8 protein-coding genes and 1 pseudogene are annotated in these 12,348 nt (G+C 63.1%); 5 read left to right on the forward strand and 4 right to left on the reverse strand.

What is annotated here, in order from left to right:
* Position 1: 1 nt before the first annotated feature.
* On the reverse strand, positions 2-4,324 hold the full coding sequence (locus NKI88_RS09340; RefSeq protein ID WP_352654784.1) for a cytochrome P450: 4,323 nt from the start codon (positions 4,322-4,324) through the stop codon (positions 2-4).
* 129 nt (positions 4,325-4,453) lie between these two features.
* Positions 4,454-6,226, reverse strand: coding sequence for an adenylate/guanylate cyclase domain-containing protein (locus NKI88_RS09345; protein WP_352654786.1), 1,773 nt, complete (start codon positions 6,224-6,226; stop codon positions 4,454-4,456).
* A gap of 357 nt (positions 6,227-6,583) precedes the next feature.
* Here NKI88_RS09345 and NKI88_RS09350 point away from each other — a divergent pair, with 357 nt between their 5' ends.
* The 3 genes from NKI88_RS09350 to NKI88_RS09360 all read left to right on the forward strand — a co-directional run bounded on the left by NKI88_RS09350 (position 6,584) and on the right by NKI88_RS09360 (position 8,227).
* Positions 6,584-6,841, forward strand: coding sequence for a PepSY domain-containing protein (locus NKI88_RS09350; RefSeq protein WP_023668990.1), 258 nt, complete (start codon positions 6,584-6,586; stop codon positions 6,839-6,841).
* An 83-nt stretch (positions 6,842-6,924) separates the two neighbouring features.
* The gene (locus NKI88_RS09355; RefSeq protein ID WP_352654788.1) at positions 6,925-7,665 is read left to right on the forward strand and encodes a lysozyme inhibitor LprI family protein; all 741 of its coding nucleotides are present in this window, start codon (positions 6,925-6,927) and stop codon (positions 7,663-7,665) included.
* A gap of 91 nt (positions 7,666-7,756) precedes the next feature.
* Positions 7,757-8,227 carry a hypothetical protein gene (locus NKI88_RS09360; RefSeq protein WP_023668992.1) on the forward strand — a complete coding sequence of 157 codons (471 nt, stop codon included), beginning with the start codon at positions 7,757-7,759 and terminating at the stop codon, positions 8,225-8,227.
* 97 nt (positions 8,228-8,324) lie between these two features.
* On the opposite strand, the gene NKI88_RS09365 is transcribed toward NKI88_RS09360, so the two are convergent.
* The gene (locus NKI88_RS09365) at positions 8,325-10,205 is read right to left on the reverse strand and encodes a L,D-transpeptidase family protein (protein ID WP_352654790.1); all 1,881 of its coding nucleotides are present in this window, start codon (positions 10,203-10,205) and stop codon (positions 8,325-8,327) included.
* 212 nt (positions 10,206-10,417) lie between these two features.
* Positions 10,418-11,164, reverse strand: a complete 747-nt coding sequence (locus NKI88_RS09370; protein ID WP_352654792.1) for a 3-oxoacyl-ACP reductase family protein — start codon at positions 11,162-11,164, stop codon at positions 10,418-10,420.
* A 98-nt stretch (positions 11,165-11,262) separates the two neighbouring features.
* On the opposite strand from NKI88_RS09370, the gene NKI88_RS09375 reads away from it, so the two are divergent.
* A complete protein-coding gene (locus tag NKI88_RS09375; RefSeq protein ID WP_023668995.1) occupies positions 11,263-11,871 on the forward strand; it encodes a TetR/AcrR family transcriptional regulator in 609 nt (202 codons plus the stop codon).
* Positions 11,872-11,912: 41 nt separating this feature from the next.
* A pseudogene (locus NKI88_RS09380) lies at positions 11,913-12,330 on the forward strand (rhodanese-like domain-containing protein).
* The last annotated feature ends 18 nt before the right edge of the window (positions 12,331-12,348 follow it).

The raw sequence follows: 12,348 nt of genomic DNA on the forward strand, positions 1-12,348 counted from the left end.
ATCAGAGCCGCGAAATTAGGTAGCGCAGCGCCGAGCGGCTGGGCATGAAGAAGTATCCACCCCCCTTGGTGGTGACGAATTGCGGCATGTCACGGAGCGTCGTGACCTTTTCCCATGACGGAATGGTGAACCTGCCATCACCGCCGCGCGAACCAATCGTCGGGTCCTTTTCATCGACGAGGCCCTGGAACGTGGCCGACGAAACCCAGGTCTGCTGAATGAATTCGTACTGGCGCTCTATGTCGGCGTTGAGGCACATGAACAGCAGCCCTTTCTCGACCTTGCCATTCTTGCCGTCGTGCTTCTCATAGGTACGGCCGACCCGCAGGATACGATGGCGCTTGCCGATATTGATCTGCGTATCGCGGTCCTCACCCAGCGAGTCGCGTGGGTTGGAACGGCGAATGTGGGCACCAAGCGGGCAGCGATGGCCTTGCGGATCCTCGGCGCCAGCGGCGAAGTCGTTGTCGATGACGCGTCCCGGATGATCGGGGTTTCGCACCAGCGAGCTACCGTTCTGCCAGCGGCCGAGCATCTTGGCGGCAATCCAGTCTTGCGTGATGGCTTGGTTGCCGAGTTGGCTCGCGACCAAGGCTGCAGCCTTTTTGCAGTAGTTGTTGAAGACGTCGACGTGCTGCTCGAACTGGCGAATAACCAGGAATGAACCGTTGCGCCCGAAATCGCGCGGCGGTGGCGGCAGGCCCGGAATCAGCCGGCTACGGCGCACCTGCGAAAGGATTCCGGTCCGATCGCGTGATGCGCTTACCGAGGGCGAGGCTGGATAGAACCCATGCTCATCACGATAGCCGAACAGGAACTCGCCGGGCGCGACCAGATGCATGGGCGCGGCGCCCCTGCTGGCGCGGGTCGTGCCCCGGACAATCGGCTGCGAAATCCCGTCCGCGAAACCGAAATGCTCGTAGGCTGGCCCACGTTCCGACCGATCGTCACGCTTTGCCCCGTCGGACGATTTCGTCTTCGTGTCGGTCGGACCCCGGTTTACGGCGAGCGGCAGTTCGGCGACGACCTTCATGCCTGCACCGGTCGTCTTTCGTCTCACGGTGGCAATCTCGGTCTTCAACCGTCCCGGGTCTTCAGCATAGCAGACGATGACCAGGTCCACAGGGTTCTCCAACGACCCCCACTCCCATTCGTCCGGGCCGTCGCGGCCTCGGTCGTCCAGTATGCGCCCACGCTCGGGATTGCCCATGCCATGGCGAAAGGCGATCGGAAATGTTTCCAGTGGATCGCCCTCCACACCCTCGTCGAGCCCAAACTGCCGCAGGCCACCGGGACCAAAGGCGACTATCATAGCTCGCCCGGCGGGCCTGCCTTCGCCGAAACTCGTCTGCTCGACAACGAAATCGAGCCAGGCTCTGCGCTTGGGCGCCGGCAACTTGTCCGGCACCCGGATCGCAAGCATATGCGAATAAGCGAGCGGGCCGAGCGGGCCGAAGAAGATGGACTGGATCTCGCCGGTTTCCAGCTGCTGCTCGAGAGGCGCCGGAAAGGCAGAGCTGATATTGGCCAGCAGCGAAGTGGTCTTTTGAACGGTGGTTGTTTCGCTCGCCGGGCGCCGTAGCGAACCGAACAAGCTCAGCCAGTCGCGCGCCTCGTTGCCGACGGCGGAAGCAATGCCGCGCCTGACCCGGGAATTGATCCGGATGCGCTCTGTGTTGATTTGGGGATAGGCGGAGTACCAGAACAGGGTCGGCACCTGCTGGCGCCGCGCCCAGCGCTTGAAACGATCGCCGTCGCGCGCGCCGTCCAGGAACAGCCATCGTGTGCGTGGATAGCCCACGGTGTTGCTCCACACGCCGGTCAGGCCAGCGGACGCCTTGGCGATGAAGTCCTCAAGATAGCTTTCCCAGCTGCCGCCGTAGTTGGAGAAGAACATCAATCGGTTGGAGCCGGGCAGCAGTATCCAGCGGGCGAAATGGATGGTGTTGATGGTGTTGAGGAAGCCTGGCTTGAATACCTTCTGGGCAGCTATCGAGATCAGGTAGAAAGAAAACCTGAGCGCCAGCCGCCGCAGAATGCCGGCCTTCATCGTCGAAATCGCAGTCAGATGGTTTTGTGCCGCGTGGCCCTCCTTGACGAGTATCGCGTTCAATTCAGATATGCCGATCGATGTGCTTTCCGGCCGATCCCTGTCCTCGCGGCGTCGCAGCGCCAGCAAGCACGAAAACGCCAGCAGCGCCGCTGCCACCAACACTCCAAGTCCCGACAACAGAAGTGAGGTGATTGCTACGGCTATGGCGGTGAAGGAGATTTCCTGGGAACTGATGTCGATAGATCTGCCGAACACCACACCGTAGGTCATGTACCAGCAAGCAGCCCAGATGATCGCCACCGTGACGAAGACCGGTGGTACCAGCAACGTCGTCATCAGGGCACGGCCCCAATGACCCGGCGGCTTTTCCAGCAGGCTCTCGGCCGGCTCGAACGCCCAGGCAAACGTCCCTAATGACTGGACATGCTGGCGAACTTCAGCGAGCACGGCGGGAGCGTTGCCGGCGCCTTTGCGTGGCCGCTCGACGATGTCGCGGACGGCTTCGAAAAGCTGCTGCTCGGCCTTGATACGCTGGACCGAGTGCCCCGGCGTGCCCGAAAACACCAGTCCGGCATTGCTGCCGAAGGACGGCGATATGTCGACATTGTGCTTGCGCAGGAAATCGTTCAATGCGCCGCCATCGCGCAGATCGCAGACATCCTTGAAGATCGGCCGCAGCCGGTGCCCGATGGCGTGCGTGACCGCATCGATGACATCGTCGATGCTGCCGTCACCGGAAATCTCGAGAACCAGAGCTCCTTTTTCCTGACCGGAATCAGCGCCGATCTCGCCGGTGCCGACCACGGTCAGGCTGGTGAAGTGGACGGTGCCGGCAATGTCGAGCGCGGTGCGGATATCTTCGACGGCCGGGTTGCCGAGGCTGGCAACCTTGTCGCGGACAGCATCCAGCGACGCGGATCGGGTGACCGGGCAGACCACCGTCACCATGGACTGCGTTACGGTGCGGCAGAGTTCTGCCCGTTCGAAATCGACCTTGAGGGTTTCGGGATAGGCGCCGATGCGGGTCATCCGCCCGGCCTTGCCGGGCATGCGGCGCACGCCCTGCTTCTGGAACAGGGCGCGCAGGCTTTCGCCGATCTGGATCCTGGCGATCTCGGCGCCGATGCACTGATGAATGCCGTGGCCGAACACCATGTAGTCGCGATGCGGGCGCGATGTGTCGAACTGATCCGGGTTCTGCACGGCGTCCGCATCGAACATCGCCGACAGCGTCGCCGGCATCACCACCGTGCCGGCTTTCACCAGGCGCTCGCGGCGCGTGCCCTTGCCGATGATCGCGTCGCGGGCCGTGTAGCGCCAGGGGCCGACCCAGATCGGCTTGAAGCGCATGGCTTCAAGGACGGCCCTGTCGAGCTTGGCGGTATCGTTTTCGGCCAATGCGGCATCGATAGCCTGCCGTGCGTCGGGCCGCGACAGGATCACGTCGAGGCAATTGCCGGCGGCCAGCACATTGGTCGGGACGAAGCCGGCGATCATGCCCAGCATGATCGAATTGAGGTCATCCCGCGACAGGCGGCCCTGATCCATCTGGACAACCAGCCTCGCCAGCGGTTGCTCGGCCTTCAAGCCCCGGTCCCTGGCCGACTGAATGGAGCGATCGATGACTTTGAGAAGACGGTCGCCCGCCACCACTGCGAGTTCGCGCATGACGGGGCTCGCCGTCGGGTCCGAAAAGAACAGCGCACTCAGCGCGATCGCCCAGTCGGCGAATTCGGATTCATCGTCCATCTCGACGCCCAAATAATCGCGGCAGATGTGCACCGGGACGATCTTCATCAACCTGGAGATCGCATCGAAGCCGGGGCTGGCGCGCGTCATGATCTCTTGCGAATGACGCGCCGCGATCGGCCTGACGGCGGCTTCGACCTCGGCCGGCGGGAATGCACTCAGCACCGACGATTTCATGCGCCGGTAGTCGGCGCCGTCCTGCATGCCGAGGATGAAGTTCGATCCGCGGGCAAGCTCGGTCATTTCCGGGCCGTATGGGGTCTGGAATTCGTCGCCGCGCTCCAATATGTCGCGGACATCGGCGTTCTTGGTGACCACCAGAACACCGAAGAGCTTGCCGGTCGGGCGGATACGCCGCAACAGGGAAAGCGCCCAGCGGGGGTCTTCGGCCAGAGACCCGACGATGCGCGCAATCAGCCCTGTCTTGCGGATCCGGCCGAGATCGAACGGCGGCATTTCCGACAGCGGGCGCTGGTTTTTCTGGGCCACGCGAATAGCGTCGAAATACTTCAGTTCGGTCATGCGCGTTCAAGCCCCCCGGCTATCCACGTTATTGCGATGCCGGCCGTTCAACGCCTAGGTTTGCATCGGTTGCACGTATGTGAATCTTTTCACAGTTGGTCCATGTTCCAGCCAGCATTGACGCCATGTTCATTTGGCCAGTCGGAAATTGGCGACGAGGATCTCGTTCGCGGCCTTGTCGGTGAACGGTATCCAGCGCACACGCTGTTCTGAAAAATCGGGATGCCGGGTGGTGAAAATGGTCATCTCGCGCCGCGCCTGTTCCGGCCGGCCGCTTCGCATCAGCGCGCCGATCTTCAGGAACCTGGAATAGAAATAGCCGGGAGACAGGTTGAGCGAGCGGTCAGCGGCAGCGATCGCCGCCGGCCAGTTCTCGACCAAACAATAGGCCGCCGTCAGTTCCCCCAGATTGTGGAAGCGGTAGAGGTCGAACGGGCTCAATCGCTCGGTATCGAGAAAGAACGGTATTGCGGTCGCGGCATTGCCGAGCAGCAGCTGGGCGCTGCCCATGGCCGAGCGCGCGAAGGCAAAGCTCGGATTGATGTGGATCGCTTCCTCGAGATGGTCGACGGCCGACCGCGGTTCGCCGCGCATGATGTCGACGGCGCCGAGATGGGCGTGCGGGCGCGCATCCAGGCTGTCCACCAGCAACGCCTTGCGGGCAAACTGCTCGACCTTGTCCAAATCGTCGCTGTCGCCGAAACGCAGCCATGCCCGCCAGAAATACCACCACGCCATTTCGTTGAGCACGGCGCTCGAATTGGCGTCTTCGCGGTAGGCCTTCTGGAAGAACTCGAGTGCGGTTTCGGTGTCGCCGCGGGTGCGCCGGTTCATGTGCCAGCGTCCGCGTCGCACCAGTTGCCAGGTCTCCAGGCTTTCCCAGGGAACCTGGAAGGTGCGTGCCTGTTCCGCCCGGTCGACCTCCTTGTCGAGGATCGAAACGATCTCAGCGCCGATCTGGTCGCGCAGGTTGAAGATGTCGACCAGATCTCGATCGAACCGCTGGGACCACACCAGCCGCCCGTTGGACGCGTCGGCCAGCGAGGTGTTGAGGCGGATCTGGCCACCATTGCGCGTCAGCGTGCCGCTGACGATGTAGCGCGCGCCGAGCGCGTTGCCGATCACCCGCGTGCCCAGCGTGTCGTCGCGGAACTGGAAGCTGGAGCCCTTGGCGATGACCGACAGCCATCTGGTGTTGGAAAGACCATAGATGATGTCCTCGGCGATGCCGTCGGCCATGTAGCCGATGTCATGCTCGCCGCCATCGGCGTGGAAGGGCAGGACGGCGATCGCCGGCGGCCCCTTGGACGACAGCTTCTGCTGCGCATTGGCCTGGGGGATGGCCGCGAACGACTGCGCCGGCGAGGATCCGTTGCCGCTGCGGCCGGCGATCAGAACGCGCACCGGCAAGGCGATGTTCTTCAGCATGAATTCGCCGAGATCGGTGAATTCGGCCGCCGTCTTGTCCTTCACATGGTGCCAGGTCGTCTCCGAAACGGCGAGACCGTCGCCCGGCGCGAATTCCTGGATTCTCGCCGCGATGTTGACGTCGTCGCCGTAGAGGCGGCCACCACGCACGATGACGTCGCCGGTGTTGATGCCGGCGCGAAACGGCATGCGCATGTCGTCGGCAACCTCGGCGTTGAGGGCGACGATGCGGCCCTGGAAATCAAAGGCCGCGCGCAACGCCTCGATCGGATTGCCGAACTCGGCCATGATGCTGTCGCCGGCGTCGCCGAACGTGCGGCCGCCAAATGTGCCACAGCTGTCGGCGATGATGTCGCGCCGTTCCTCGAATGCCGCGACAGCAGACTCGTCGTCGATGCCCATCAGCCGCGAGAACCCGACGGCATCGATAGAAATGATTGTCGCCAGCTGACGGGTGTAGTTCCGTACAGCCATGTTCGAGCCCCCGCTCCCTTTCTGGTTCTGGTCCAGCACAGGCGACGACCCGTTCCTGAAACACTTCGCCGCGCGCTGAGAGATGAAGATTCCGGCGGGGTTGGCGCGCCATGCCACCCCGCCGGGACCAGAAGTCTAGCAGGGTCTTGGGCAAAGCTCTACCACCATCGGGTTGTCCAGCGCGGGCCGTGGCAGCACTCATGGTTGGCCGGCGGTTGATGCAAATATTGGCGTGCCGTCGCTCTGAGCGCGGCGATCCAGGGCTTCACGGAACCTGCGCGACGTCAGCTCTCGGAACAAACTGTGCTGCCTGCGAGTTTCCGGTGCGGTTCATACCAACGTGAAATGAGGGTAATCATGCGAAATCTTGTTCTGGCGACCGGTGTCGTCGTTCTTCTGGCCGGCTCGACGGCCTTTGCCGCGGATGACAGCCCACTGCCGCCGACGAATGCCCAGAAACTGTCGGCAATCATCGCCAAGGTCGAGCAGCGCGACGGCTTTCGCTATGTGAAGGAGGTCGACTGGGACAAGGACGGGTACACCGTCACCTATTACACCGCCGACAAGGCGAAAGTCGAAATCACCTTCGATCCCGTAACAGCCGAACCAAAATAGCGCCGATACCGCACCGCTTCGGCAATTCCGTCCGCCGCACTTTTTGCCTAGGATGGTGGCAGTTGTCGGACAACGGGGCGACCATGCTTTCTTCCAATCGAATTGCCAACTCGCTTGCGCTTGTGATCGCACTGGCTGGCCCGGCGGTCTGCCTTGGTCCAGCGCGTGCCGACGGGCCGTCCTTCGACTGCCGCAAAGCCAGCCTGCCGGTGGAAAAGGCGATCTGTGCCGACCCGCAACTGTCGGCAATTGATGCCTTGGTCGCCAAGGCCTTTACGGGTTTCGAGCCAGCCTTTGGCCGCGACAAGCGCAAGATCGCCCGTGCGCTCATCACTGACAGGAACGCCTGCGGGCAGGATGCCGCCTGCATCGTCAGTGCCCAAAACAATGCGCTGCAGACCTACGGCAATGCGCCGTCCTGGGTGCAGGATTACAACATCGCCCTGATCGGCAAGAAGGCGCTCGACACCGCAGCCCGCCATCCAGGCAGCCCCGACCAGCCCCTGCCCTCGTCGATCGGGCAATGCGCCTTCACCCACATCACGGCGCTGACTACGCGGCTTGGCGACGACCCGCTGGAAACGGCCAGTCCTGAAGCCGGCAGTCTGGCGCGGTTCAGCAATGGCGGCGCCGGGGTTTCCTACGAGCGGGAGCCTGGCCTTGCCAGTTCGAAAGCCGGCGATCCTGTCGTCATGTGCCTGATATCGATCCCGAGGGATTGTCCGCAGGGCGACGAGCGCGGGCGGGTCTATTACGGCGTCGACCTCGCGATAAAAGGCACATGGGTTTTGCCGGATTCACAACATCTATGCGGCGGCGCCTGAAGATTTGCCGCAAAGCACTGCTGGATGCACTCTTGCGCCGATCCGCCTTTGATGGCTGAGTGCGCGTAACAGTTGCAGGGCACGGGGGTGCATGGCCATGGTTAAGCATGTTTTGAAGCGCATTCTGATGATGCTTGCCGGCTATTTCGTTTCGGTGCTGATCGGATTGTTCGCGGTCGTGGCGATATATTGCGCACTCGCCGTATTGCCCAACGCGCCGGACTATTTCGGCGCCATGCAATTTTCGCCCATTGTCGTGCTGCTGTGGCCGCCGCTCGGCATGGTCGTCTATTTCCTGACGATCGTGCTGACCGGCCTGCAGACGCTGATCTTCGCGCTGCTCGCCGAATTCTTTGCCCTGCGCAATTTCCTGGTGCACATGCTGTTTGGCGCCGCTGCCGCTGCAGCCGGCTTCTTCCTGGTCTGGCCGGCCGCGGAAGAGGATGCCGGACGCTGGGCCGATATCGGCATCATCGCCGCCGCCGGCCTCGTAGCCGGCCTGGTCTATTGGCTTATCGCGGGCCGCGACGCCGGCTTCCGGCGTCCGCTCATCCAGCGCTGATCGCAGGCAACGGGCGACCGTCCATCGGCCAAAAATCTAATAAAACCAGAGAGACAAAGTGAGTTCCTCGTTTCGTTGAACGAGGAACTCCGCTGGTTCAGCTCGTCGGCGAACGCACCGCTTCGGTCGCGTCCAGCGCCTGCATCAGCCGCGTGTCGCGGTCGTAGACGTCGTTGAAATATTCGACTTTGCCGGACAGGTCCGGCCAGGCAGTGAAGTAGGAGACATAGACGGGAATCGTGCGTGTCACGTCTTCGCTGGCATGGCCGTGCTTGAGCTTTTCGGCGATGTCGTCGACCGAGACGCCGAGCACCGCCGCCGCCATCCCACGTGGATCCTGAAGGCGAATACAGCCATGGCTGAGCGCCCGCATATCGCGCTGGAAGAAGGATTTTTGCGGCGTGTCGTGCATGTAGATGGCGTGCTTGTTGGGGAACAGGATCTTCAGTTCGCCCAGCGCATTGGCTTCGCTCGGCTGCTGGCGCACGCTGTAGGGAATGTTGGCGCCGTAGGCGCCCCAATTGACCGAGGAAGAGGGAACCCGCCTGCCGCGCGAATCGGTCACCTCGTAGCCGGCACGGTCGAGATAGCCCGGATCGCCACGCAGCCTTGGCAGCATCTCGTTGACGATGATCGACTGCGGCACGCCCCAATAGGGATGGAAATCGACCTGCTTGATCTCCTTGAAGAAGAAGGCGGTCTGGTTGGTGGTCCGGCCGATGACGACGCGGGTCTTCAGCTTCTCCTCGCCATTGTCGATATAGCTGGCGGTGAAGGCGGGCTGGTTGATGAACACCCGCGGGCTGCCGAGATCGGACGGCATCCAGCGCAATTCTTCCAGCGCGACCTGCACCTTCTGCAGCCTGTCGGCCTTGGACGTGCCGGCGAGCGAGGCGACGGTGCGCGGGCCGATGACCCCATCGCCCTTCATGCCGGCCTTCACCTGCACGGCCTTGATGATCGGAACCAGTTCGGGAACATAGACATCGCTGGTGCCGAGACGAGACAGGATCTCGCCATAGGCGCCGCCCATCTCGTCGTCGAGATTGCGCGCGATCAGCGTCAGCAGCTTCGGCAGTTCGGCGCTGGTCTCGCCGGGCTTCAGCAACAGCTTGGGATCGACGATGATTTCGTTTTCGGCGCTCGCCTGCAGCGATTCAAGTTCGACGCGCAGCGCCTGATATTCCGCGTTCTGCGGGTGCCGCGATTCGAGGTAGGTGCGCACTTCCTGGGTGTGAGCCAGCGTCTTGAGCGCGCCTTCCATGTCGACCGGCTTCGGCGGAAATTCATAGTAGCCGGTGATGCGATTGGGATCGACGCGCCCGCTCTGGGCGTCACGGGCATAGCGCAGTACGCGCGCCGACAGCGCCATCTCGAAGCGGACGAGTTCCTTCAGATGGGCGTCGGCATCGACTGCCGATGCGTTGGCTGCCGGCACTTCGACCGTGTAGTCAGCCGACGTGAGACCATAGCTTGCGGCTTCGCCAAGCACCCGCACCGCATCCTGGGCGCGGGCATTGGGATTGCCTTCGTTCACCCAGATGAAATCAGGATTGGCAGAGTAATAGGCAATCAGTGCCTTGGCGATATCGGGCTCGGCATAGAGTTCATAGTCGCTGAGGCCTGCAACGGCTTCGCGGAAGGCAGTGCTGGTCGCCGACGGCACAAAGGCGGCGTCTTCAGCTGTTGCCACCTGGGGAGGTGCTGCCACCAACGCGGCAAAGTCGACGCGCACCAGCCGGTCGGCCTTGTAGGTGTAGTAGGACGGGCTGCTGATCCTGGTGCCGCCACCGCCCGACACGGCGGGCTTCGGCTTGCGCTTCGGCGGCGGCGGGAATTCGCCTTGCGGCCTGTGCTTGACGCCACCGCCGAACAGCATGTCGAACAGGCCTTGCGCGCTTGCCTGCGGCACACCGAAGGCCAGTGCTGCCGCTACTGCAAGCGGCATCACGGCGGCTTTATTTCCGAGGAATCTCATTAATCACCCGCTCCGGCTGCAAGCCGGCTCCCGTTCCGCGCCGCTAGACGATCTTGCCAACCGCATGGCGGATGTAAGGCGCTACTATACCGATTCATACCGATTTCGTTAAGCTTCCATAAATTTCCGCGGGCCTGTTGCAGAACGGTTTCACAACATCGTGACGTCTGGAGCGGCGTTGCCGCCCCAGACCGGTCAAAGCTGCTGCTGCTTCAGGCGTTGGCGCCACCGTCGATGGTGAGCGCGGCGCCGGTGACGAAGCGCCCTTCCGGACCGGCGAGCCAGGCAACCATGCCGGCGATCTCGTCAGCCTTGCCGAAGCGGGGCGTCGCCATCTTCCGCCGCTGGTGTTCGGCATGCGGGCCTTGGGCCGGGTTCATGTCGGTGTCGGTCGAACCGGGATGAACGACATTGGCGGTGATGCCGCGCGGACCGAGGTCTCGCGCCAGCGCCTTGGTCAGGCCGACCAGCGCAGCCTTGCTGGTCGAATAGGCGCTGAGGCCGGTGTCGGTGACGCGCTCGGCCAGATTGCTGCCGATCGAAATGATGCGGCCGCCCTCGCCCATGTGAGCCGCTGCCGCCTTCGAGGCCACGAACGGCGCTCTCAGACTGACCTCAATGGTCTCGTCAAAGTCGGCCAGCGACATCTGTTCGATGGGCGCCGCGCGCCAGATGCCGGCGCTGTTGACCAGGATGTCGAGCCGGCCGGAGGCATTCACCGCCTCGGTGACCGAATTTTCGATGGCGGCAGCGTCGCGATTGTCGGCCTGAATGGCGATCGCGCGACCACCTGCCGCTATAATCTCGGCGACGACAGCTTGGGCCGGCGCCGCACTGTTGACATAGGTGATGGCGACGTCGGCGCCATCGGCCGCGAGCCGCTTCGCAATCGCAGCACCAATGCCGCGGCTGCCGCCGGTGACGAGTGCTGCCTTGCCGTTCAATCCGTTCGCTGACATGTCATGCTCCTTTTATGTAACGATCGATACATAAATCTGGCAACCTTGCCTCGCGACGTCAAGTGAATTATGTATCGGGCAACACAGAAAAGATCGTCATGCCGGAAAGAGGCCGTCCCCGCACCTTCGATCGAACCGCCGCCTTGCGGCAGGCGATGGAGCTGTTCTGGGCCAAAGGCTATGAGGGCACCTCGATCGCCGACCTGACCGCGGCGATGGGGATCAGCTCGCCCAGCCTCTATGCCGCCTTCGGCAGCAAGGAGGCGCTGTTTCTGGAAGCGACCGAGTATTACACCCGCAACGAAGGCACCGAGATCTGGAGCGCGCTGGACGAAGCGCCGACGGCATGCCAGGCGATCGAGAATTTCCTGCGCCAGACGGCAAAAGCGTACTCTCAGGACGACCGCCCGCAGGGCTGTCTCATCGCGCTGGGCGCACTGCACCAGGATTCAAGCAGCGGCGCGATCTGCGATGATTTGCGCCGCCGCCGCGCCGAAAACCACACCCTCTTGCTGAGACGGCTGGAACGCGGTGTGGCGGAAGGCGAATTGCCGGCGGGCTTCGACAGCAACGCGGCGGCGACCTTCTATGCGACGGTCCAGCACGGCATGTCGATCCAGGCCCGCGACGGCGCCTCGTGCGACGCGCTGATGGCCACAGTGGCCGGAGCGATGGCAGCGTGGCAGGGGCTGGTCGGAACAGCGTGACAAAGCGCGGAGCTTGTGCTGGAAATCCAGTCGGCGGCGAAATGCGCCGGGAGGGATCATCCGTGAAAAAAGGGTATCGCGAGTTGCTCGACGAGGCCAATGCCGAGATCGAGGTGGTCTCGCCCGAGGAAGCGGCCGGGCTGCTCGACGACGAGGACACCATCTTCGTCGACCTGCGCGATCCACGCGAGATCGAGCGGGACGGCCAGATCCCCGGCGCCAAACATGTCACTCGCGGCATGCTGGAATTCTGGATCGATCCCGAAAGCCCCTACCACAAGCCGTTCTTCGCCTCGGGCAAGAGCTTCGTCTTCTTTTGCGGGCGGCTGGCGCTCGGCGCTGGCCACCAAGACGGCGCAGGATATGGGGCTGTCGCCGGTCAAGCACATCCTTGGCGGCTATACCGCCTGGAAGGCGGCCGGATTGCCGGTCGAGCCGGGCGGCAAGAAGAAGGGCTAGCTTCACCGCTCCGGCGTT

This window comes from Mesorhizobium sp. M0317 (assembly GCF_040321555.1).
Lineage (GTDB): Bacteria > Pseudomonadota > Alphaproteobacteria > Rhizobiales > Rhizobiaceae > Mesorhizobium.